Below are 25034 nucleotides of genomic sequence, written 5' to 3'. Positions count from 1 at the left end.
AATCTTCAATAGTTTTTAACAGCGTGCTAAAAAATATATTGGGAATTTATATTTGTTTATTTAAGAATTAATTAAGAAGTTTGCGGGATATCTAACTCAAACATAATTTATATGAGATCGAAGTTCAAATGGATTTTTGCGCTATTACTAGCGTTATCAATGCAGTTTGCTTTTGCACAGGAGAAAACTGTAACGGGAGTCGTTTCTGATGAAACTGGGCCGCTTCCGGGTGCCAACGTAATAGTTAAAGGCACTAAAAACGGTGTTCAGACCGACATAGACGGAAAGTATGCCATAAAAGCCAAAACCGGTGATGTATTGGTTTTCTCTTTTATCGGGATGAAGGATGTATCTGCTACGGTAGGGGCATCTAATACTGTTAATATGTCGATGAAAGCCGGAGGGATGGAGTTGAGTGAAGTGGTGGTAACCAGTCAGGGAATTAAGAAAGAAAAGAAAGCTCTGGGTTATGCGGTTTCTACTATTAAAGCTGAAGACTTTGCTTCCAAACCGTCAACCGACGTTGCTCGTGCGCTTACAGGGAAAGCTCCTGGGGTAAATATTCAACAAACTAGCGGTTTGTCGGGTTCGGGAACTAACATCATTATTCGTGGTTATTCTTCAATCACAGGTAGTAACCAGCCTTTGTTTGTGGTAGATGGTATTCCGTTTAACGCAGATACAAACTCTGATGGTAACTTTTTAGAAGGGGCAACAAATGCTTCGAGCCGCTTTCTTGATTTAGATCCTAACAGTATCGAGACTGTAAACATCTTGAAAGGATTGAGTGCAACAACTTTGTATGGTTCTGCGGGAAGAAACGGAGTAATTTTGATTACAACAAAATCAGGAAACACTAAAGACATCAACAAAAAGATGTCGGTTAATTTTACGCAGTCTTTATATATGACTGAAATCTCAGATTTACCAGAATATCAAAACAATTACGGGAATGGTTTTGATAATGCATTTACTCAGGCTTTTTCTAACTGGGGGCCTAGATTTGGAACGAGAGGGACTCAGGGTATTGATGAGAATGGAATGGTTAATCATCCTTTGGCTTATTATGGTGCTGAAGTATTTCCTCAGTTCTTTGATAATGTAGGACAGTCGAATCAAGCGCCTAAAAAAGTATTGTACGCGCCTCAAAACAACGTTGAGCCTTTTTTCAGAACAGGTGTGGTGAGTACTACTTCATTGAACATTGGAGGTCGTGCTGAAAATACAACTTATAATTTAGGCGTAGGTCATACTCGTGATGAAGGTTTTATTGAAAATAACACATACCAGCGTTTGAATCTTAACATGGGAGGTACTACAAAACTTTCTAATGGCTTGACTTTAAGTTCTACCATGCAGTACGTTAAGACTGATAAGTCTGCGCCGCCAACAGCGGCAGGTTTTGGGTCAAATGCGGCAGCGCCATCGGTTTTTGCAAATATTTTGTATACTCCTAGAAGCTTAGACTTGTTTGGTATTCCTTACGAAAATCCTCTAGATCGTTCTTCTGTGAACTACAGGACTGATATTCCAAACCCGCGGTGGACTTTGAAAAACTCAAGTGACGACGAATCAGTTAGACGTTTCTTTGGTAATTTTACCGCTTCCTATGAGTTGAATTCATGGTCTAATTTGTCTTACAGATTGTCTACGGATAACTACACACAAACTAAAGTTTACTATATCAACAGAGGTAACGGACAGCCCTTTGATGATGAAGGTTTCATGAGAACAACAGTGAATGAAAACTTGATTTATGACCATACCTTGAGTTATAACTTTGATACAAAGGTTGGGAAGTCTGAGAATTGGAATATAGAAGGAACTATTGGTTTTAACCCAAGGCTTGAGTCATACAGATACAATTATTTAGCTAGCACAGTTCAGTTTTTGTATGGTTTTCTTGAACATCAAAACTTTGAAAAACACGATGGTTATTCAGAAAGTCAAAGTTTTAACATTATTGGTCTATATGGAAGTACTACTATTGGTTTCAAAAAGTACTTATACTTGAACTTGCAAGGAAGAAATGATACTTATTCTTCTTTACCAACCAATACTAGATCTCTATTTTATCCTTCTGCTTCTCTTTCTTTTGTTCCAACAGACGCATTTGAAAGTTTGAAAGGAAACAAGTACATTAACTTTATGAAGTTTCGTTTAGGTTATGGGTCCTCAGCTGGTTTTCCTGACCCATACAAAACTAGAATTGGTCTTATAGCACGTACAAGTGCCTTCCTTCAGACAGACGGAACAGTAATCAATACACTTGCACCAAGAAACGAACTTGGAAATGAAAACTTAAAGCCAGAATTAGTGAAAGAAACCGAATTTGGTTTTGAAGGTAAGTTTTTCAACAACAGAATTGGAGTTGATTTGTCTATTTACAGTAAAATATCTACAGACTTGATTATCGATAGGCCATTGGATCCTGCTACAGGATACGATACCACAGCAGACAATATTGCAGAGGTAAGTAATAAAGGTATCGAGTTAGGACTTAATTTAGCAGTTTTCAAGTCTAAAGAAGATGACGGATTTTCATGGGATGTCACAACAGCATTCACCAAGAACAAAAATATTGTTGAATCGTTAGGGTTGGGTGATGTAAAGCAGCTTCCATTTGCTGGTTTTACCAATCTTGGTAACTTTGCAGTTCCAGGTGAAGCTTATGGTGTTATTTATGGAAGCTCAATCAAGAGAGATGGTAATGGAAACTATATTGTAGGTAATGATGGGAACTACTTAGTGGATAATGAACTTAAGAAAATAGGTGATCCAAATGCTGAATGGAGAGGAACCTTGATTAATGAAATTTCATATAAGAATATCACTCTTGGATTCCAATTAGAATATCAAAAAGGAGGTGATATATATTCTACTACTGCTGCAGCATTGTTGTCTAGAGGTTTGACAAAAGATACTGATTTCGATAGATCGGGTACGGTTGTTTTACCAGGCGTTACTACTACAGGAAATATCAATACTACTCAAATCGGATGGACTCAATATGGTTTCAATAACTCTGGGTTCTTTATCAATGAACAAGCTATATATGATGCTACTAATTTGAGATTAAGAGAGGTTTCATTGTCTTATTCATTACCTAAGAAAATGCTTGAAAGAACTCCTTTTGGAAAGATTTCTATCTCGTTTGTTGGACAAAACTTGTGGTACAAAGCATTTAATTTCCCTAAATATCTAAATTTTGACCCTGAAGTGATGAGTTTAGGAGTTGGGAATGGTCAGGGATTTGACTACTTAACGGGACCAACAGCTAAAAGGTATGGTTTCAACTTTAACTTAACTTTCTAAAAAATGAAAAAGAATAATATTTTAAAATGGTCACTATGTGCCTTGGTCTTTGCCTTTGCAGGTTGTGAAACAATGGACTTAGACCAACTTGAAAGCCCGAGCCAGCCCTCTGTAAATTTGCTCGATCCGGTTTATGCTTTTAATTATGTGCAGTTGCAATTGCCAGATTTTGTTGATTCAGCTAATTCATTTACACAACGTGTAACAAGGCAGATGGCCATGACTAGTGGGAACACTTATGACAATGCTTTTGCTCCTGTTAATTCCAATACCAATTGGAATATTGGATACAATCTATTGAATGCTGTCAAAGTTATGGAGCCTAAGGCTATAACTAACCGTGAGTTTTATGCTCTTGGTGCCTCTAAGGTTATAAGAGTATATGTTTTAATGACTTTGGTAGACATGTATGGTGACATTCCTTATAGTGAGGCTTTAATGGGTAATGCTAATCTTACCCCTCATTTTGATAAAGGTGAAGATGTTTACAAAGGATTGTTATTAGAATTGGATGAAGCTATTGCAGTATTAGGCCAAACCAATAATAGTAAAAGTGCAATTCAAGATTTGTATTACTCTTCTCAAGCGAGCTGGATTACTCTTGCAAATACTCTTAAACTAAAGATGTATTGCAATGCACGTTTAGCTGGTGATGATCTGGGAGTTAATATTTCAAGTAAGATTAATGAGATACTTGTTGCAAATAATTATATCGATCAACAATCTGAAGACTTTGCATTTAAGTATGGTAATTCAAGATTTACTCCAAATACCAGACACCCGCTATACAATGATCAGTATGAAGCTGGTGGTGGAGCATACATAGCAAACTATATGTTATGGGCTATGACTACTGAAAAGAAGTTTGATTTACTTGTAGGTTCTAATGGAGTGGTAACTGATGCAAACCTTACTTATGACCCCAGAATTCCATTCTATTTCTGTAAGCAGGTAGTTGATCCTTCTGGTTTAGATTCATTCACATTGCCTAGAAGAACTCGTCCCGATCATTATAATAATGAAGAGTATTTTTCATTTTATTTCCCCACAGGAGCAGATGATATTCGCACACCTTATTTGGTTTCTAATTGGGTTGGACAAACAGGAATGCCTGGGAATGGCTATTTAGGTAGAGATCACGGTGATGCTAGTGGTATTCCGCCTGATGCTGATAAAAGAACTGTAGCTGGGATATATCCAATTGGTGGCGCCTACGGTCTTAGCAGCTCTGTTCAGTCTGGAGGTGATAAAGGAGCTTTAGGAGCTGGAATTATGCCAATGATTTTGTCATCTTACGTTCATTTCATGCTTGCTGAGGTTGCATTAGAGCTTCCTGCATCTGTAGCGGGTACTTCATTAACTGCAGCAGGTGAGTTGGAGGCAGGTATTAGAGAATCAATTAAGAAAACAGTCAATCTTATACCGGACTATCCTTATGCTGCTGGAGCTGAGCCAAATCCTGCTACTTTAACTTCTCATGAGAATAAGTATGTTACTTTCGTATTGAATAAGTACAATAATGCTGCTACTAATAAGCTTGAATTGATTATTAAGGAGTACTTTTTGGCAGCATGGGGTAATGGTATAGAGCCATATAACGCATACAGAAGAACGGGTTATCCAAGCAATTTACAACCTACATTAGAACCAGCATCAGGTGATTTTTACTACACAGCTTACTATGCTAGTGACAGTGCTGTTAATAACCCTAATACGCCTACAAATGTTAGAACTAGAAGAGTTTTTTGGGATAAAGCAGGTTTAACTTTACATTAATATAGATATCATGAAAAGATTATTTTTTATACCCATTCTTTTGATTGCATTATTATCTTTTTCATCATGCGAGCAAGATGATAGTTTAGATCCACGTCCATTGATTGTAAATGGTCAATATATGCGTTTGGATATTACCAGAGACAGAATAGATTTTAATAATATTTCTACTTCGTCGTTTGGTGGTATGTTGACAAATCCTTCAAATACTGTAGTTCGTTATGAATTATTTGTAAGATGGGTTAGATCAGGTGAGCTTTCCTCTGAATACATTCCATTGAAAACTATAACTTCTTTTCCTGTGGATTTAGCTATTACTGCTCAGGATGTGCAAGATGCATATGCAGCAATTGGACGTACAATCACAATTCAACAAGGAGACATTCTTAGATTTATTGCTTATTCGTATGATGCCAAAGGAGTACGTGCTGGTTATAGAGATTTGTCTGCTACAATTCGTGGTGAACCTGCTTACAAGCAAGCCTACAAATTCAATACTTCTGTAGAGACTAATCTTACATCGCCTATTAATAATTATCAAACAACACCTTAAAATTGGATGCTTGATTTGGTATTATGTTTAATCGTAAATTTGAAATAATGAAAAAAAATATAATTGTAATGATGGTTTCGTTAGTATTGCTAACGGTTATAGGCTGTTCAACTGATGATAAATTTAGCGGTTCCCCAGTTGGAAACATGCAAATTGAGACACTAGTTGGAACAATATCTACTCCTGCTGTGAATGCATTGACAGGTCAGGAAATTGATTTTACAGCTTCGCTCCCAGTTGGTGTGACTTTCAACGATACCACTACCATTGAAGTGACAACATTAAGGTCTGACGGCGGAAGAATTCGTGAGTATTTTGATATTATGCCCGGAGAAACCTCAGTTACTGATAAAATCGAAGCAGTAGGCGGGCTTGTTTTTAATACAACTTTTGAACTTTCTATTACTGCCATTAATTTGCAAACTGTTGTTCCTGGAAAGCATTTTCTGATGACTTCCAATAAAGTCTTGGTGAATACAGGCAGTACTTCTATCCCTGAGGTAGCTGATGATCGATTGAAGATATTTGTAACTTGGCTAAATCCTAGAAGCAATAACAAATTAAGAATGAGTATTGATAGGCCTACTCTAGCAGATGTTGTTGTTAATGCTTTTAATAGCGGAAGAGAGCACGTAATAAGAAATAGTGGTACAACAAACAGCTCTGCCTTATCAACAGCTCCTGGGGAATATATTTTTAGTATTGGGGGTGATGGTGCAGGTACGCTTTTGAGTCAGCCAGTTGATATGCCCTACAGAGCTATTTTAGTCTTTCCTGACGGGAAGGTTGAGGTGTATCAAGGAACGTATAACGGGCTTACTGAAAGTTCGCCTCTAGTTCCAATTTTCAAAGTTACCAAAACTGAGAACGGTTCGGAAGTCGAATATACCTCTAGTCAACTATAGTTTTAACACAAAAAAGTATAAGGATATTCTTGTACTTTTTTGTGTTTACTAATTTTAATAACTACATTTGTTTTATTCTTTAACTTAATTCAATTTATTATGAAAAAATTATTACTATTAACCTTTATTCTTGGTGGGTTTGCTTCGAATGCCCAGCAAGTTTTTTGGGAAGAAAAATCAACAGGATTTTTGACCCCATCAACCAACGAAACCGATATTTCTTATGCGCCAAATGATCCAAATGTTGTATGGATTTATGCTTCTGCTGGAGACGGGAGCGGAGATTTTTATCAAGAATGGGGTCGTTCGACTGATGGTGGAGAAACTTGGACAGTTGGCAACATCGAAATCGGTTCAACTGATTTAGCTATTGGTGATATTTGTGCAATCAATGCAACTACAGCATACATTGCTGTATTCCCTAATGGAGCTGGTGTGACAGGAGGTATTTGGATTACTACTGACTCGGGAGCTACTTGGCAAAGACAGAATACTGCTTCTTATAACACAGGAACTGAATCATTCGCGAATATTGTTCATTTTTGGGATGCCCAAAAAGGAATGACTATGGGAGATCCAGCAAGCGGGTATTTCGAAATTTATACTACTACTAATGGAGGTACAAACTGGACTAGAGTGCCATCAGCTAACATCCCAGCTCCTCTAGATGGAGAGTACGGATACACACACAATTTTGAAGTTTATAATAACGTTTTATGGTTTCAAACTAACAAAGGAAGAGTGTATAAGTCAACTGATTTTGGTTTGACATGGACTGTAACACAATCTCCTTTGACTGATTGGAGTGGCGATGCAGGAGGAGGTTTAGCAATGAAAGATGAGAATAACGGTATTATTGTAGCTCAAGATTTTAGATTCTTCAGAACTTCTGATGGTGGAGTTACATGGAATCCTGAAGTGCCAAATGGTTATTTCAGAAATTTTGAAGTAGCTTTCGTTCCTGGAACCCAAGATTTTTATGTAACTACTGGTGAGGATCCAGATGGAATTGGTAGAGGTTCTTCTTACAGCTATGATGGTGGACTTAATTGGATTGATATCAATGAAACTGATGAAGTTCCAAACGATGGAGCTAACTCATTATCGTTCTATGATCCAACAAACGGTTTATCAGGCGGATTTACCGCATCTTCTGTGAGTGGAGGTATTTGGAAATGGATAGCTAATGCTTTATCTACTTCAAGTTTCTCAAAAGATAAAGCTTACAGTGCTTTTATCAACAGTACTACTGGAAACTTAGAAGTTAATGGCAAGAATATTTCTTCTATTTCTGTTTTCGACGTTTTAGGAAAGCAAGTTTACAACGGTAACTTCGCTTCAGTTGACACAGTTGCTATAAACGCTAACAACTTTAACAGCGGTATTTACTTAGTAAAAGTTACTAATAACGCTGGTGCTGCTTCAACAGTAAAAGTGGTAAAAAACTAATTCATTAGTTCTTTCATATAAAACCACCCAATCGGGTGGTTTTTTGTTTTAAGTAAACCTACAACTTGGTGTCAAGCTAATGGATTTTAGAAACAAATGGCTATTTTTGTCTCAGATAACTTTCCCATGAGAATCCTATTCATCTCTTTTCTATTCTTATCATTCAGTTTGGTTTATTCACAAGAGCCTAAACAAGAAGAGCCCAAGAAGAGTTTACTCAAATCCCAAGAGCAAAAAGATAAAGAATTAGCTCGAAAAGCACCCATAACTTCTTACAGAATGATTTCACTCGACCGTGACACTACTTATGTCGATACTTCTTTGACCATCAAAAAAGAGTACGAATACAATTACCTGCGTAAAGATATTTTTGGATTGATGCCATTTCTCAATGAAGGCCAAACGTACACTACGCTTCAGCATAGTTTCAATCGGATTTCGCCCTATCCGGAAATCGGTTATCAGGGGAAGCATTTTAACTACATCCAAGCCAATCAGGTAAAGTATTATTCAGTCGCTACGCCGCTTACAGACCTGTATTTCAAAACGGTCATGGAGCAAGGCCAGTCGCTAGATGCCTTTCTTACCGTTAATACTTCTGAGCAGTTCAATTTTTCAATAGCATACAAAGGGCTTCGTTCACTGGGTAAATATATCAACCAACTGTCTAGCACAGGAAACTTTCGCGTGACTTCTAGCTACCATACTAAATCTTTTAGATATTCCATCGATACCCACTACACCGGACAAGATTTTCTTAACGGAGAAAACGGAGGAATCACCACGCCAGAAGATTTCGAAAGTAAAGATCCTGCCTTCAAACAACGCCCCCGACTCGAAGTTTACTTGCTTGATGCTACCTCGTTCCTTAAAGGCAAACGTTTTTTCTTCGATCATCAGTTCAGAATCAACCCAACCAAAGGCAACAATAATCTTTACCTTACACACCAATTCAACTACGAAACCAAGTTTTACGAATACTACCAACCGACCGTAACATCTACCATTGGCGATACGTTCGTTAACCGTTTTGGAGATGCTTATGTAAGTTCGGGAGTTAACGATCATCTTCGATACAATCGCATGTACAACAAAGTCGGTGCGATATACGAAAGCAATCTTTTGGGAAAATTCCACTTCTTCCTCGATGATTTCCGTTACAACTATTTTTACAACACCATTGTCATTCGAGAAAATCAACTGATTCCAAATGCTATCAACGATAAAATAAATGGGTTCGGTGCCCAATACGACTATCTCAAAAACAGATGGAGAGGAACACTGGCCTACACCAATTCCATTACCAACCAATCCCTTACAAACATTGAAGCTAATCTCGCCTACGAGTTCAACGCCAAGAACAAACTGCTACTCGGCTACCAGAATACGAACAAACTTCCTGACCATCTTTATAATTTGCACCAAAGCAGTTTTATCGACTACAATTGGTTTAATAACTTCAAGAACGAGAAAATCAATACACTGACGGCTACCGCGCGCACCCAATGGGCAGAAGTCTCGATGCAATTGTCTAACTATGACAACCATTTGTTCTTCTCTGATGACAGTGCCAATCCGCGTGTGCAACTCATTTCGCCCAAGCAGTATGAAAAATCCATTCAATACTTTTCGGTTAAGGTCAATAAGGAAATCAAGTACTGGCGTTTCGCGTTAGACAATACGATACTTTACCAGCAAACCCAGCAAGACGACCAGGTGCTTAATGTGCCGAAAATTGTAACCCGCAATACGCTTTATTATTCGGGCTATTTCTTTACCAAGGCGCTTTACCTGCAAAGCGGTGTTACGCTGAATTATTTCACGAAATATTACGCCAACGGCTACAACCCTGTGGTTTCCGATTTCTTTGTGCAAAACAACCAAAAAATAGGCGATTTCCCGATGCTCGATTTCTTTATCAACGCCCGGATTCGTCAGTGCCGCATTTTTCTCAAGGCCGAGCATTTCAATTCGGCTTTCTCCAGCAAGAATAAATTCTATTCCGCGCCCGATTATCCTTACCGCGATTTCATCGTGCGTTTTGGTTTGGTCTGGAATTTCTTTCAATAATAGGGCGTGCCGGCGGCCATCTAAATTAGCTAATGGTTGAACAATCCGCGCCACCGTCGGGCTTTCCGCTGCAAATGCGCAGCATTCACCGAACACCTATGAAAATAAAAACTTTAGTGAGGTAATCCCTCACGCAAACCTTCATGAATTAACGTTATCTGAACTTGCAAACCTTCATATTATCAATATATTTGTAACTTAAAAAAAAAACTTAGTGCCTCAGAGCCTAAGAACTTTATCACCTTTTCAAGAATGAATTACTCAGAAAACATACTCGGCACCATTGGTAATACGCCGCTGGTTCGCCTAAACAAAGTCACAGCCGAAGTCGATGCGCTGGTTTTGGCCAAAGTAGAAACGTTCAATCCGGGCAACTCGGTTAAAGACCGTATGGCCGTCAAAATGGTCGAAGACGCAGAAGCCGACGGTCGCTTAAAACCTGGTGGAACCATCATTGAAGGAACCTCTGGAAATACCGGAATGGGCCTCGCGCTTGCAGCTATCGTCAAAGGCTACAAACTCATCTGCGTCATTACCGACAAACAATCCAAAGAAAAAATGGACATATTGCGCGCAGTGGGCGCCAAAGTGGTCGTTTGCCCGACCGATGTAGAACCCACCGATCCGCGTTCCTATTATTCGGTGTCCAAACGTTTGGGTGAAGAAACACCAAATTCTTGGTACGTCAACCAATACGATAATCCATCTAACGCCGTAGCACATTACGAACAAACAGGTCCAGAAATCTGGGAACAAACCGAAGGTAAAATCACCCATTTCGTGGTCGGGGTAGGCACCGGCGGAACCATTTCTGGTGTGGCCAAATACCTCAAAGAGAAAAACCCAAACATCAAAATTTGGGGCGTTGATACTTACGGTTCGGTGTTCAAGAAATACCACGAAACGGGTATTTTTGATGAGAACGAAATCTATTCGTATATCACTGAAGGTATTGGCGAAGATATTTTGCCCAAGAATGTAGATTTCTCGTTAATTGACGGCTTTACCAAAGTGACCGATAAAGACGCTGCGGTATACACGAGAAAAATCGCTCTCGAAGAAGGGATTTTCGTAGGCAACTCGGCCGGTTCGGCAGTAAAAGGTTTGATTCAGCTTAAAGATCATTTCAAGAAAGACGATGTAGTAGTGGTGCTTTTCCATGATTCCGGCAGCCGTTACGTAGGCAAAATGTTCAACGACGATTGGATGCGCGAGCGCGGTTTCCTAGACGAAGAAATCAAAAAGGCCGAAGACGTAATCAAAGATCATATTGACAAACCTTTAGTGATTGTTCGAACCGAAGAACTAGTTTCACATGCTATTGAAAGAATGCGCCAGTACAAAATCTCACAGATTCCGGTCATCGACACCTCTGGTTTTGTAGGCTCAATCGACGAGTCGGATTTGTTCCAAATGTATGTTTCTGATAAAAATGCGGCCGATAAACCGATTCGCGAAGTCATGGGCAAACCTTACCCGATAGTCAAAATGGGAACGCCTATCGAAGAAGTTTCTAAACTCATCACCAAAGACAACCAAGCAGTGTTGATTGATTTAGGAAACGGCAAACACCACATCATTACCAAATACGATATTATCGGGACAATCAAATAACCCGATTAATCCATCACCATAACAATGAACGATTCGCTTTTTTAAGTGGATGGTTCATTGTTTTTTTAGGGCTAATTTTATTACCTTAGTATTGCAATAAACGCCATCCAAAATCAGTTATGAAAATTCTTCCAATACACTTCCATGTCTTTTATTCTTAATCTCAAATATTTTTTTGAAAAGCACGGCTTTCATGTGTCTTCCCGTTTGGCCGATAAACTCGGAATGCGAGCCAATAGTGTTCGGCTTTTCTTTATTTATATTTCATTTGTGACCGCCGGCCTTTGGTTCGGAGTCTATTTGACATTAGCTTTCTGGATTCGGCTCAAAGATCTTATTCGCGCCAAGCGCAGTTCGGTTTTTGACCTCTAGCTTACCATCTTCTTCTTGAAATTTCATTCTTTATCAACGCCATTTACTAATTTCAACGCCATGCAAAATGAAAACAAATCCAATCTACTCGTATTTTAAATTCTCCAAATCACAACGCACCGGAATTTTTGCTTTGTTCTCGGTTATAGTTGTTTTTCAACTTGTTTATTTCAGTGTCGATTTCCGAACGAAGCCTAAGCCGGTTGCCTCCAAGCAGCAATGGGTCGCTTTGCCAACAGATACGGCTAGTTCGTACGTTAGGCACAGTTACGTCATGCGGCCCTTCAACCCGAATTTTATTACTGATTTTAAGGGCTATAAACTTGGGATGTCTGTTGAGGAAATCGATCGTTTGTTCGCGTATAGAAAAACCAATCGCTATGTCAATTCGGCCGAAGAATTCCAACAGGTTACAAAAGTTTCAGATTCGCTGCTCAAAGTCATTTCGCCTTATTTTAAATTTCCAGATTGGGTAAACAAGCGGAATACCAACAAAATTTCTGCATCCAATTCATTTCAAATGAAAGAAATTAAGGTAATCAAAGACATCAACTTGGCTACCGCTGAAGATTTGAAGAAAGTGTATGGTATAGGTGATGGCTTGTCTGCTAGAATCCTGAAAGAAAAAGAAAAATTGGGTGGTTTTGTAAGTATGCAACAATTACAAGATATTTGGGGGTTATCACCCGAAGTGATTGAAAAACTAAATCAAGATTTCAAAGTATCGGCTTTGCCTGAAGTCAAGAAATATTCTATTAACCAACTTGGCATTAAAGAGTTAATGACTTTTCCTTATTTTAAATATCCAATTGCCAAGTCTATCGTTACTTTTAGAAGCATGAACAATGGTATCAAGAGCATTGAGGATTTGTCAAAAATTCCCAATTTTCCGGTTGATAGAATAGAAATTATTGCCTTATATTTGGAATTCTAAAAAATACACACAAAAATTAGCCAAAATGAATTCAGTTTACTTTACAGAAGAACACGAATTGTTCAGAAAAAGTTTCCGCGATTTCCTCCAAGTGGAAGTAGTGCCTCATATTGAAAAATGGGAAAAAACAGGAACCATTGAACGGTTTATCTGGAAGAAATTTGGCGAGATGGGTTTCTTCGGTCTTACTTATCCTGAAGCCTATGGCGGTTTAAACTTAGATTTATTTTATACCGTTGTGTTTTTAGAGGAACTTCAAAAAATTAAATCTTCGGGGTTTGCTGCAGCCATGTGGGCACATTCTTATTTAGCGATGACGCACCTCAATGCAGAAGGTGACCAACGCATCAAACAGGATTATTTGGCACCAAGCATTTCAGGCGATAAAATCGGTGCTTTGTGTATTACCGAACCTTTTGGAGGTAGCGATGTGGCTGGGATGCGAACCACTGCGGTGAAAAAAGGAGATAAGTACATCATCAACGGTTCAAAGACTTTTATCACCAACGGAGTTTATGCTGACTATTATGTGGTCGCAGCCAAAACCAGCCCTGAGTTAGGCAACAAGGGAATTAGTATTTTTTTGATGGATACCAACCTGAAAGGAATATCTGCCACCAAACTCGATAAATTGGGTTGGAGAGCTTCCGATACTGCTGAGATTGCTTTTGACAATGTAGAAATTCCAGTTGAGAATCTCATGGGTGAAGAAGGTAAAGGTTTTCCATACATTATGCAGCACTTTGCGCTCGAAAGATTAGTGATGGCCATTAACGCCCATGCGCGCGCTGAATACGCCATTGATTATACTATAGAATATATGTCGCAGCGTGAAGCTTTCGGAACCAAGATTAATAAGTTTCAAGCGTTAAGACATACAATGGTAGATCACGCGACCGAAGTAGAACATTGTAAAGTATTCAATTATGCTGCAGTCGCGCGATTGAATCAAGGCGAGTATGTAGTGAAAGAAGCTACGATGGCCAAGCTCAAATCAACTAAAGTTGCAGACGAAGCGATTTATAGTTGTTTGCAAATGCTCGGCGGTTATGGTTATATGGAAGAATATCCGCTAGCACGTTTACTGCGAGACAGCCGTTTAGGGCCAATCGGAGGTGGAACTTCTGAAATTTTGAGAGAGATTTTGTCAAAGATGATTATTGACAAACAAAATTATAAGCCCGCGGTGAAATAGAGAATACACCGCTACGCTGCAAGAAGCAAGATCGCTTTGCTTCAAGATAATCGAAAGAGATAAGAGTGGGGCTAGGTGTCTTGCTTCTTTCTTTTGTTTTGCGTAAAGGATGGAAGCGGCAGCCCGCAGCCCAGCGAGGACTACAGCGGACAGCCTGACGGCGGCGCGGAATCTTTTTAGCTAGTCGGAAGTTCAATGCCGCCGACACGCCCGAGATTAATTAATAATGAATAGTTAATAATTAATAATTTGGTTTTTTTTTTAATTATTCATTGTTAATTATCAATTATTAATTACATTTGCCGCCTTAACGAAAGGAGGTGTCTATATTATGTTGATTATACCAATTAAAGACGGAGAGAATATTGATAGAGCACTAAAGCGCTATAAGAGAAAATTTGACAAGACCGGAACTGTACGTCAGTTGCGCGCCAGACAAGCTTTCATTAAACCTTCTGTAACGCACAGGATGAAAATCCAGAAAGCGGCTTACATCCAAACATTGAAAGACCGTTTAGAAAGTTAATACAACTTTTTCAAGCATAGAACCGTTAGTTTACAAAGTTTAATACCTTTGGGCTAACGGTTTTTTTTATGGATAAAATCAAACAGGCGTTCCACGATTACTTGCAGCTCGAGAAGAATTATTCGGTGCACACCGTTTTGAACTATTGTGCCGATGTGGATTTTTTTGAGCGGTTTCTTCGCGAGGAGTTTGATCAGGAAAATTTGTTGGAGGCTAACTATAGTCAAATTAGAAGTTGGATTGTTTCGTTGGTTGATTCGGGCATTTCCAATGCTTCGGTGAACCGCAAGACTTCGTCTTTGAAAAGCTTCTATAAATTTCTTTTGAAGTCGAAGCAGATTCAGGTGAGTCCGCTACTGAAACACAAAGCACTAAAAGCACCTAAGAAAATTCAAATCCCTTTTTCAGAGAAAGAACTTGATGCTGTTCTGAATCATTTGCAATTTCCTGAAGGTTTTGAAGGCGTTCGCGACAAACTGATTATTGATTTGTTTTACACCACCGGAATTCGGAGAGCGGAACTCATTAATTTGGAAATGGCTAATGTGCTGACTTCAGGATCGACCATAAAAGTCTTAGGCAAGAGAAATAAGGAAAGAGTTATTCCGATTTTACCTGTCATTGAAAAGCAGTTGCAGGATTATATAGTTGAACGTTCTCGTTTAGAGCAAATTAAAGACGGTGGTATTTTTTTCTTGACACAAAAGGGCGTTAAATTGAATGATTCGTTTGTGTATCGGCTAATTAATCACTACTTTAGTAATGTCTCAGAGAAAGTAAAAAAGAGCCCGCATATATTGCGTCATACTTTTGCGACTCATTTGCTGAATCATGGGGCAGACATCAATTCAGTTAAAGAATTATTAGGGCACTCTAGTTTGGCATCTACTCAGGTTTATACGCATAGCAGTTTGTCAGAACTCAAGAAAGTATATGGTAACGCCCATCCGAGAAACCGCAGATAATTCAAAGTGTAACCATTAAAATGATTTTTTTATGAAGGTAAATGTTCATGCAGTTAACTTTACTGTAGACAGAAAGCTGGTCGATTTTATCCAAGAACGTATGGATAAATTAGAAAAATACTACGATAAAATTGTTTCTTCGGATGTTTTTTTGAAAGTGGATAACACTAGCGACAAAGAGAATAAGATTGTTGAAGTGAAAATTCACGTTCCCGGAGATGATTTCATGGTCAAGAAACAATGCAAGACATTTGAAGAAGCGGTGGAGCTTTCAGCGGAATCTTTAGAACGTTTATTGGTAAAAAGAAAGGAAAAAATTAGGGCTCATATTTAAATAAAAATTTTTATAAAAAATGTTTTGTTTAAAAAACAAAATCCTATACATTTGCAGTCCGTTAGAAATAGCGGACTTTTTTTATTGTTACAAGCCAGCATAGCTCAGTTGGCTAGAGCAGCTGATTTGTAATCAGCAGGTCGTGGGTTCGAGTCCCTCTGCCGGCTCAGGAATGAGTTTAAGGACAGTAAGAAAAGTTGGGGAGATACTCAAGCGGCCAACGAGGGCAGACTGTAAATCTGCTGGGAGACCTTCGCAGGTTCGAATCCTGCTCTCCCCACAAAATTTTTATTAAGTAATTTCATGAATCTCGCTTCGATGAAATTACGTTTGAAAAGTTTGAGTAAGGCACCGCCTTACAGGATCGCCAAAGGTAATCCGAAAAGCATCTGATTGTTAGAGCGCAGGGTTCATAATCTTGGGGTCAAAGCATCACAAAAAAATCAACCTTCAGTGTCTGCTGGAAGTTGTGGTTTCTTCGGAAATCAAACTCTAAACCTTTGAATCTTAAACAGCTTCCACTTGTTTAGGATTCAAAATTAGAGTAAAATCCTGCCGACTTAGCTCAGGGGTAGAGTGCTTCCTTGGTAAGGAAGAGGTCACGGGTTCAAATCCCGTAGTTGGCTCAAAAAATAAAGAGAATTTCGAACACTAATATATAACTAAGTTTAAAATTAAGTAAAATGGCAAAAGAAAATTTTAACCGTAATAAGCCCCACTTGAACATTGGTACAATTGGGCACGTTGACCACGGAAAAACAACTTTGACTGCAGCAATTTCTAAAGTTTTGTCTGAGGCTGGTTTCTCTCAAACTGGTGCAAAATCTTTCGACCAGATTGATAACGCTCCTGAGGAAAAAGAAAGAGGTATCACCATCAACACTTCGCACGTTGAGTACGAAACAGCTAACCGTCACTACGCACACGTTGACTGTCCAGGTCACGCGGATTACGTAAAGAACATGGTTACTGGTGCTGCTCAGATGGACGGTGCTATCTTGGTGGTAGCCGCTACTGACGGACCGATGCCACAAACTCGTGAGCACATCCTTTTGGGTCGTCAGGTAGGTATTCCAAGAATGGTAGTATTCATGAACAAAGTGGATATGGTTGATGATGCTGAGCTTTTAGAGCTTGTTGAAATGGAAATCCGTGATTTGTTGTCGTTCTATGAGTATGATGGAGATAATGGTCCTGTAATCCAAGGTTCTGCTTTGGGTGGGTTGAATGCTGATCCAAACTGGGTTCCTAAAATCCTTGAATTGATGGAAGCAGTTGATACTTGGATTGAAGAGCCGGTACGTGACGTTAACAAGCCTTTCTTGATGCCAGTTGAAGACGTATTTACCATCACAGGTCGTGGAACTGTTGCTACAGGTCGTATCGAAACAGGTGTTGCTAACACTGGAGATCCAGTTGAAATCATCGGTATGGGTGCAGACAAATTGACTTCTACTATCACTGGAGTTGAGATGTTCCGTAAAATCCTTGACCGTGGAGAAGCTGGAGATAACGTAGGTCTTCTTTTGAGAGGTATCGATAAAGCCGATATCAAAAGAGGTATGGTTATCATTAAGCCAGGATCTGTTAAGCCACACGCTAAATTCAAAGCTGAGGTTTATATCTTGAAAAAAGAAGAAGGAGGTCGTCACACGCCATTCCACAATAACTACCGTCCACAGTTCTACGTACGTACAACTGACGTAACCGGAGTTATTGCTTTACCAGCTGGTGTAGAGATGGTAATGCCAGGTGATAACTTGACCATCGAAGTATCATTGTTGAGCCCAATCGCGATGAGCGTAGGTTTGCGTTTTGCAATCCGTGAAGGTGGTAGAACAGTAGGTGCTGGTCAGGTTACTGAAATCCTAGACTAATTATTAAGTACACTTAATAGAGCCAGCAGATAGCCGTTTGGACATCTGCTGGCTTTTACTACGGGCGTAGTTCAAGGGTAGAATAGCGGTCTCCAAAACCGTTGATGGTGGTTCGAATCCTCCCGCCCGTGCAAAAACAAGATGACAATGAAAATTGGAAATTATATTTCAGAAGCGTTTGAAGAATTGAAATCAAACACTACCTGGCCACAATGGGAAGAAGTTCAAAGGCTGACAATTGTGGTAGCCGTGTTCTCGGTATTGTTCGCTTTGGCGACTTGGGGTGTTGATGAACTTTTCGCAAAATCCATCGCTGGTTTCTTTAACTGGTTGAAAGCTTAATATTTAGGTGATGACAGACAGTAATGTGAAAAAATGGTACGTGGTAAGAGCGGTAAGTGGTCAGGAGAATAAGGTTAAAGCTTATATCGAAACCGAAATCAACCGTTTGGGAATGGGCGATTATATTTCTCAGGTGCTTGTGCCTACTGAAAAAGTGGTACAGGTTCGTGAGGGAAAGAAGATTACCAAAGACAAAGTCTATTTCCCAGGATACGTAATGATGGAAGCCAATTTGGCTGGGGAAATCCCGCATATCATCAAATCCATTACAGGAGTTATTGGTTTTCTTGGAGAAGTCAAAGGAGGCGATCCTGTGCCACTCAGAATGTCTGAAGTGAACAGGATGCTCGGCAAAGTAGATGAGTTGTCTGTGAAAACTGACACCCATGCAATTCCATTCAATGTAGGCGAAACGATTAAAGTAATCGACGGTCCTTTCAACGGTTTCAACGGAACAGTTGAGAAAATCAATGAAGAAAAGCGCAAGCTTGAAGTGATGGTGAAAATCTTCGGAAGAAAAACGCCACTGGAACTCAGCTTCATGCAAGTAGAAAAAGTATAATTTGTTACACTATTATAAACCGCAAAGGTTTGCTTCCACAGACCAATGCACATTTTTTAAACAATGGCTAAAGAGATTAGTAAAGTAGTTAAACTACAAGTAAAGGGAGGCGCCGCGAATCCATCGCCGCCGGTTGGACCTGCTCTTGGAGCTGCCGGAGTTAACATCATGGAATTCTGTAAGCAATTTAATGCTAGAACCCAGGATAAAGCCGGTAAAGTATGCCCTGTGCAAATCACGGTATACAAAGACAAATCGTTTGATTTCGTCGTAAAAACTCCACCAGCTGCCGTTCAATTGATGGAAGCTGCCAAGCTGAAGTCAGGTTCAGGAGAACCAAACCGTAAAAAAGTTGCCAGTGTAACCTGGGAACAAATCAAGACAATCGCCGACGATAAAATGGCTGATTTGAATGCATTCACTATCGAATCTGCAATGAGCATGGTCGCTGGTACGGCAAGATCTATGGGTATAACTGTATCAGGAGATTCTCCTCTTAAAAAAGCGTAAGACATGGCGAAATTGACTAAAAAACAAAAAGAGGCTGCGGCTAAAATCGAGAAGAACAAACTGTATTCTTTGAAAGATGCTTCTGCACTAATCAAAACAGTCGCTTCTGCGAAATTTGACGAGTCAGTGGATATCGCTGTGAAATTAGGTGTTGACCCTAGAAAAGCGAACCAAATGGTACGTGGCGTAGTGACTTTGCCACACGGAACAGGAAAAGACGTTCGCGTTCTTGCGCTTGTAACTCCGGATAAAGAAGCGGAAGCTAAAGCTGCTGGTGCAGACCACGTAGGTTTGGATGACTACCTGCAAAAAATCAAAGACGGTTGGACAGATATCGATGTCATTGTTACGGTTCCTGCGGTTATGGGTAAATTAGGTCCTTTGGGTCGTGTATTGGGTCCTCGCGGATTGATGCCAAACCCTAAGACTGGTACTGTAACTATGGAAGTTGGTAAAGCAGTTACTGAAATTAAATCTGGTAAAATCGACTTCAAAGTGGACAAAACCGGAATCGTACACGCCGGAATCGGAAGGGTTTCTTTCGACGCCGACAAGATTACCGACAACGCCCACGAAATCATTCAAACATTAATTAAACTTAAACCCACTGCGGCTAAAGGAACTTACATCAAGAGCATTCACTTGTCAAGCACAATGAGTCCTGCGATTGCCTTAGATCCTAAAGCGGTATAAATTAGAAATCATGACTAGAGAAGAAAAATCAAGAGTTATTGAGGATTTAACTGCACAGTTAGCGGGAACGAATGTTGTTTATCTAGCAGACATTTCTGGTTTAAATGCAGAAACTACTTCTAACTTGAGAAGAGCTTGCTTCAAAGCAGGAATCGAATTGGCGGTAGTGAAAAATACCTTGCTTGAAAAAGCGATGGAAGCGGTTGATAATGACTACGGTGACTTGCCGTCAGTTTTGAAAGGAAACACTTCTATCCTGATTGCAGAGAACGGAAACGCTCCTGCTAAAATTATCAAAGAGTTCCGCAAGAAATCCGACAAACCAATCCTTAAGGGTGCTTTCATCCACCAGGCGGTTTTTATCGGTGACAACCAATTAGATGCCTTAATCGCACTTAAATCTAAAGAAGAAGTTATCGGCGAGATTATCGGAATCTTACAATCTCCAGCTAAAAATGTTGTTTCTGCCCTTAAATCAGGTGGTGGAAAAATCGCTGGAATTGTCAAAACGTTATCGGAAAGATAACATTAGCGAACGCGCGCACTTAAATAAATTATATTTTTTACAAACTATTAAAAACGATAGAAAAAATGGCAGATTTGAAACAATTCGCAGAACAATTAGTTAACTTGACAGTAAAAGAAGTTAACGAACTAGCTACAATTTTGAAAGATGAGTATGGTATCGAGCCTGCAGCTGCTGCTGTAGCTGTTGCTGCTGGTCCTGCTGCTGGTGGTGCCGATGGTGGTGCTGCTGAAGAGCAAACTGAATTTACCGTAGTATTGAAAGATGCTGGTGCTTCTAAATTGGCAGTGGTAAAAGCAGTTAAAGAATTGACTGGTCTTGGTCTTAAAGAAGCAAAAGATTTAGTTGACGCTGCTCCTGCAAACGTTAAAGAAGGCGTTTCTAAAGATGAGGCTGAAGGTCTTAAAAAATCTCTAGAAGAAGCTGGAGCTGTTGTTGAGCTAAAATAAGCTTACACGGTTTTGAAAACTAGGTTTAGGCCTTGGGCAGCGACGCTCAAAGGCCTAAACCATTTTTCGTATAATAAAATTCTGTTCTTAATTTTATTATAAAATCATTCAAAATATTTTACTTCTTAAGTCGGGTACGAAGAAAAAAATGAGCGAGCTTGGTTCATTTTTAAGAGGTTCCGGCTTTATAAAGAAAGCAGTGTTTTACACAAAAAACTACTTTTTTTTAATCAAAATTTTGTCCATTGATGATAACAAATCAGACTGAAAGATTGAATTTTGCCTCTACGAAAAATATTCCTGATTACCCGGATTTTCTCGATGTTCAGGTGAAGTCTTTTAAAGATTTCTTCCAACTTGAAACCAAATCAGACGAAAGAGGCAACGAAGGGCTCTACAATACCTTCATGGAAAACTTTCCAATCACCGATACCCGAAACAACTTCGTATTGGAATTCCTCGATTACTTTGTGGATCCGCCACGTTACACCATTCAAGAATGTATTGAAAGAGGATTGACCTACAGTGTGCCGCTCAAAGCGCGTTTGAAACTGTATTGTACCGATCCGGAGCACGAAGACTTCGAAACTATCGTACAAGACGTTTATCTTGGTACGATTCCTTATATGACCCCGAGCGGAACTTTTGTGATTAATGGTGCCGAGCGTGTCGTGGTGTCGCAATTGCACCGTTCTCCTGGTGTGTTCTTCGGACAGTCTTTCCACGCCAATGGAACCAAACTTTATTCAGCCCGTGTCATCCCGTTCAAAGGGTCATGGATTGAATTCGCGACCGATATCAACAGTGTGATGTACGCCTATATCGACCGTAAGAAAAAATTACCTGTAACGACTTTGTTCCGTGCCATCGGTTTTGAAAGAGACAAGGACATTCTTGAAATCTTTGACCTTGCTGAAGAAATCAAAGTGTCAAAAACAGGACTTAAGAAATATATCGGCAGGAAGCTTGCCGCGCGTGTATTGAACACTTGGCACGAGGATTTCGTAGACGAAGATACCGGAGAAGTAGTATCGATCGAGCGTAACGAAATCATCTTGGATCGTGACACCATCATCGACAAAGACAACGTAGAGGAAATCATCGACTCTAACGTGAAATCGATTTTGTTGCACAAAGAGAACACCAACCAAGCGGATTATTCAATCATCCATAACACGCTGCAAAAAGACCCGACCAACTCTGAAAAAGAAGCCGTCGAGCACATTTACAGACAATTAAGAAACGCCGAACCGCCAGATGAAGAGACGGCGCGTGGCATCATCGATAAATTGTTCTTCTCAGACCAACGTTACAACTTAGGTGAAGTAGGTCGTTACAGAATGAACAAGAAACTGAACCTTGATATCCCAATGGAAAAGCAAGTCTTGACCAAAGAAGATATCATTACCATCGTGAAATACCTGATTGAGCTCATCAATTCTAAAGCGGAAATTGACGATATCGACCACTTGTCCAACCGTCGTGTGAGAACTGTAGGCGAGCAATTGTCTCAACAGTTCGGCGTTGGTTTGGCGCGTATGGCACGTACCATCCGTGAGAGAATGAACGTTCGCGACAACGAAGTATTTACGCCAATTGATTTGATCAACGCGAAAACTTTGTCGTCTGTGATTAACTCTTTCTTCGGAACCAACCAGTTGTCTCAGTTCATGGACCAAACCAATCCACTGGCCGAGATTACGCACAAGAGAAGATTATCAGCCCTTGGGCCAGGCGGACTTTCCAGAGAAAGAGCCGGTTTCGAGGTGCGTGACGTCCACTATACCCACTATGGTCGCTTGTGTCCAATTGAAACACCGGAAGGACCAAACATCGGATTGATTTCGTCACTTGGGGTTTATGCGAAAGTGAACGGAATGGGATTCATCGAAACGCCTTACCGCGAGGTGACTAATGGTAAAGTAGATTTGAATGCCGAGCCGATTTATTTGAGCGCCGAAGAAGAAGAAGGAAAAATGATTGCACAGGCCAACATCGAAATGAACGATGACGGGACCATTACTGCAGATAAAGTCATCGCTCGTGAGGAAGGTGATTTCCCGGTAGTTGATCCGCACCAAGTACATTACACTGACGTAGCGCCGAACCAAATTGCTTCGATTTCTGCATCACTCATTCCTTTCTTGGAGCATGATGATGCGAACCGTGCCTTGATGGGATCGAACATGATGCGTCAGGCTGTACCATTGTTGCGTCCTGAAGCTCCGATTGTAGGAACCGGCCTCGAAAGACAAGTCGCTTCTGATTCGCGTGTTTTGATTAATGCTGAAGGCCACGGTGTCGTAGAATACGTCGATGCAAATATTATCACTATTAAATACGACCGCTCGGAAGAAGAGAGAATGGTGAGTTTCGAGCCGGATGAGAAGACTTATAACTTAATTAAATTCAGAAAAACCAACCAGAGTACTTCGATCAACTTGAAGCCTATCGTTAGAAAAGGCGACAGAGTGGTTCCTGGTCAAGTATTGTCTGAAGGTTACGCGACCCAAAACGGAGAGCTTGCCCTTGGAAGAAACCTTAAAGTAGCGTTCATGCCATGGAAAGGTTACAACTTCGAGGATGCGATTGTGATCTCTGAGAAAGTGGTGCGTGACGATATTTTTACCTCAATCCACGTAGACGATTATTCGTTGGAAGTACGTGACACGAAATTAGGTAACGAAGAACTCACCAACGACATTCCGAACGTTTCAGAAGAAGCTACGAAAGATTTGGATGAAAACGGTATGATTCGCATTGGGGCCGAGGTAAAACCTGGCGATATCCTAATCGGAAAAATTACCCCAAAAGGAGAATCAGATCCAACACCGGAAGAAAAACTCTTGAGAGCCATCTTCGGAGACAAAGCCGGTGATGTGAAAGATGCTTCACTTAAAGCTTCGCCATCATTACACGGAGTAGTGCTTGACAAGAAATTGTTCGCCAGAGCCGTGAAAGACAAACGCAAACGGACCCAAGACAAAGACAATTTGGGCGCGCTTGAAATGGAGTTCGAAGCCAAATTTGTAGAATTGAAAGACAAACTAATCGAGAAATTATTCTTGATTGTGAACGGAAAAACTTCGCAAGGAGTCATGAACGATTTGGGCGAAGAAGTCTTACCGAAAGGAAAGAAATACACCCAAAAAATGCTTTACGCTGTAGAAGATTTTGCACACTTGAGCAAAGGCCAATGGGTTGCTGATGACGCCACCAACAAAATGGTCAATGACTTGATCCACAATTACAAAATCAAACTCAACGACTTGCAAGGTGCTTTGCGCAGAGAGAAATTCACGATTACAGTTGGTGACGAATTGCCAGCAGGAATTTTGAAACTCGCGAAAGTTTACATCGCTAAGAAACGTAAATTGAAAGTGGGTGATAAAATGGCAGGACGCCACGGTAACAAAGGTATTGTGGCCCGTATTGTTCGCCACGAAGACATGCCATTCCTAGAAGACGGAACTCCAGTCGATATCGTATTGAACCCGCTGGGCGTACCTTCGCGTATGAACATCGGTCAGATTTACGAAACCGTATTGGGTTGGGCCGGTCAGAAACTAGGAAAGAAGTTCGCCACGCCAATCTTCGACGGAGCAACGCTAGACGAAATCAACAAACTTACAGACGAAGCCGGAATTCCGCGTTTTGGACATACTTACCTTTACGATGGAGGTACTGGCGAGCGTTTCCACCAGCCAGCGACAGTCGGTGTGATTTACATGCTGAAACTCGGTCACATGGTAGATGATAAGATGCACGCGCGTTCTATCGGACCCTACTCACTTATTACGCAACAACCATTGGGTGGTAAAGCTCAATTTGGAGGTCAGCGTTTCGGAGAGATGGAGGTTTGGGCACTCGAGGCTTACGGTGCATCGAGCACGCTACGTGAGATTTTGACCGTGAAGTCGGATGACGTAATCGGAAGAGCCAAAACTTACGAGGCGATTGTAAAAGGAGAAACCATGCCAGAACCAGGCTTGCCAGAATCCTTCAACGTATTGATGCACGAACTCAAAGGTCTTGGCCTTGACATTCGTTTAGAGGAATAAATAAGT

Annotated in this window: 21 protein-coding genes and 4 tRNA genes; all 25 read left to right on the top strand. The window is 40.3% G+C overall.

Translation table 11 applies throughout. The features are described 5' to 3' along the window. The first annotated feature begins 111 nt into the window (after positions 1-111). The 25 genes from G4D82_RS00150 (at position 112) to rpoB (ending at position 25028) form a co-directional block, all read left to right on the top strand. Positions 112-3315 carry a SusC/RagA family TonB-linked outer membrane protein gene (locus tag G4D82_RS00150; protein WP_166333184.1) on the top strand — a complete coding sequence of 1068 codons (3204 nt, stop codon included), beginning with the start codon at positions 112-114 and terminating at the stop codon, positions 3313-3315. 3 nt (positions 3316-3318) lie between these two features. After that, a complete protein-coding gene (locus G4D82_RS00145; protein WP_166333182.1) occupies positions 3319-5091 on the top strand; it encodes a SusD/RagB family nutrient-binding outer membrane lipoprotein in 1773 nt (590 codons plus the stop codon). A 10-nt stretch (positions 5092-5101) separates the two neighbouring features. Next, entirely contained in the window at positions 5102-5644 is a 543-nt protein-coding gene (locus G4D82_RS00140; protein ID WP_166333180.1) for a hypothetical protein, read from the top strand. A gap of 47 nt (positions 5645-5691) precedes the next feature. Further along, complete coding sequence (locus tag G4D82_RS00135; protein ID WP_166333178.1) at positions 5692-6549, top strand: hypothetical protein; 858 nt, start codon at positions 5692-5694, stop codon at positions 6547-6549. A 99-nt stretch (positions 6550-6648) separates the two neighbouring features. Then, a complete protein-coding gene (locus G4D82_RS00130; RefSeq protein ID WP_166333176.1) occupies positions 6649-7998 on the top strand; it encodes a T9SS type A sorting domain-containing protein in 1350 nt (449 codons plus the stop codon). Between the two features lie 126 nt (positions 7999-8124). Then, entirely contained in the window at positions 8125-10068 is a 1944-nt protein-coding gene (locus G4D82_RS00125) for a putative porin (protein ID WP_166333173.1), read from the top strand. Between the two features lie 252 nt (positions 10069-10320). Beyond that, entirely contained in the window at positions 10321-11682 is a 1362-nt protein-coding gene (locus G4D82_RS00120; protein ID WP_166333171.1) for a pyridoxal-phosphate dependent enzyme, read from the top strand. A gap of 144 nt (positions 11683-11826) precedes the next feature. Continuing rightward, on the top strand, positions 11827-12054 hold the full coding sequence (locus tag G4D82_RS00115) for a PspC domain-containing protein (RefSeq protein ID WP_166333169.1): 228 nt from the start codon (positions 11827-11829) through the stop codon (positions 12052-12054). Positions 12055-12121: 67 nt separating this feature from the next. After that, positions 12122-12988 carry a helix-hairpin-helix domain-containing protein gene (locus tag G4D82_RS00110; protein ID WP_166333167.1) on the top strand — a complete coding sequence of 289 codons (867 nt, stop codon included), beginning with the start codon at positions 12122-12124 and terminating at the stop codon, positions 12986-12988. A 25-nt stretch (positions 12989-13013) separates the two neighbouring features. Beyond that, complete coding sequence (locus G4D82_RS00105) at positions 13014-14183, top strand: acyl-CoA dehydrogenase family protein (RefSeq protein ID WP_166333165.1); 1170 nt, start codon at positions 13014-13016, stop codon at positions 14181-14183. A gap of 331 nt (positions 14184-14514) precedes the next feature. Continuing rightward, positions 14515-14709 carry a 30S ribosomal protein S21 gene (gene rpsU, locus G4D82_RS00100; RefSeq protein ID WP_166333162.1) on the top strand — a complete coding sequence of 65 codons (195 nt, stop codon included), beginning with the start codon at positions 14515-14517 and terminating at the stop codon, positions 14707-14709. 68 nt (positions 14710-14777) lie between these two features. Continuing rightward, positions 14778-15674 (top strand): tyrosine-type recombinase/integrase, encoded by an 897-nt coding sequence (locus G4D82_RS00095; RefSeq protein ID WP_166333160.1) that lies wholly within the window; start codon positions 14778-14780, stop codon positions 15672-15674. Between the two features lie 31 nt (positions 15675-15705). After that, positions 15706-16008, top strand: a complete 303-nt coding sequence (gene hpf / locus G4D82_RS00090) for a ribosome hibernation-promoting factor, HPF/YfiA family (protein WP_166333158.1) — start codon at positions 15706-15708, stop codon at positions 16006-16008. 93 nt (positions 16009-16101) lie between these two features. After that, positions 16102-16175, top strand: a tRNA-Thr gene (locus tag G4D82_RS00085). 32 nt (positions 16176-16207) lie between these two features. Then, positions 16208-16288 (top strand) — tRNA-Tyr (locus G4D82_RS00080). A gap of 274 nt (positions 16289-16562) precedes the next feature. Next, positions 16563-16634, top strand: a tRNA-Thr gene (locus G4D82_RS00075). Between the two features lie 57 nt (positions 16635-16691). Beyond that, positions 16692-17885 (top strand): elongation factor Tu, encoded by a 1194-nt coding sequence (tuf, locus tag G4D82_RS00070; protein ID WP_166333156.1) that lies wholly within the window; start codon positions 16692-16694, stop codon positions 17883-17885. A 60-nt stretch (positions 17886-17945) separates the two neighbouring features. Beyond that, positions 17946-18016 (top strand) — tRNA-Trp (locus G4D82_RS00065). A 10-nt stretch (positions 18017-18026) separates the two neighbouring features. Further along, entirely contained in the window at positions 18027-18227 is a 201-nt protein-coding gene (secE, locus tag G4D82_RS00060; RefSeq protein WP_166333154.1) for a preprotein translocase subunit SecE, read from the top strand. Between the two features lie 10 nt (positions 18228-18237). Beyond that, the gene (gene nusG, locus G4D82_RS00055; RefSeq protein ID WP_166333152.1) at positions 18238-18789 is read left to right on the top strand and encodes a transcription termination/antitermination protein NusG; all 552 of its coding nucleotides are present in this window, start codon (positions 18238-18240) and stop codon (positions 18787-18789) included. A 63-nt stretch (positions 18790-18852) separates the two neighbouring features. Then, positions 18853-19299, top strand: coding sequence for a 50S ribosomal protein L11 (gene rplK / locus G4D82_RS00050; RefSeq protein WP_166333150.1), 447 nt, complete (start codon positions 18853-18855; stop codon positions 19297-19299). Between the two features lie 3 nt (positions 19300-19302). Then, positions 19303-19992 carry a 50S ribosomal protein L1 gene (gene rplA, locus G4D82_RS00045; protein WP_166333148.1) on the top strand — a complete coding sequence of 230 codons (690 nt, stop codon included), beginning with the start codon at positions 19303-19305 and terminating at the stop codon, positions 19990-19992. Positions 19993-20002: 10 nt separating this feature from the next. Next, on the top strand, positions 20003-20518 hold the full coding sequence (gene rplJ, locus G4D82_RS00040) for a 50S ribosomal protein L10 (protein ID WP_166333146.1): 516 nt from the start codon (positions 20003-20005) through the stop codon (positions 20516-20518). 65 nt (positions 20519-20583) lie between these two features. Further along, positions 20584-20967 (top strand): 50S ribosomal protein L7/L12, encoded by a 384-nt coding sequence (gene rplL / locus G4D82_RS00035; protein ID WP_166333144.1) that lies wholly within the window; start codon positions 20584-20586, stop codon positions 20965-20967. Positions 20968-21215: 248 nt separating this feature from the next. Then, positions 21216-25028: a DNA-directed RNA polymerase subunit beta gene (gene rpoB, locus G4D82_RS00030; protein WP_166333142.1), complete on the top strand. Its 3813-nt coding sequence runs from the start codon at positions 21216-21218 to the stop codon at positions 25026-25028. The last annotated feature ends 6 nt before the right edge of the window (positions 25029-25034 follow it).

The sequence above is a fragment of the Flavobacterium lotistagni genome (assembly GCF_011392125.1).
In the GTDB taxonomy this organism is placed as follows: domain Bacteria; phylum Bacteroidota; class Bacteroidia; order Flavobacteriales; family Flavobacteriaceae; genus Flavobacterium; species Flavobacterium lotistagni.
This window is presented reverse-complemented; position numbering and strand designations above follow the sequence as displayed.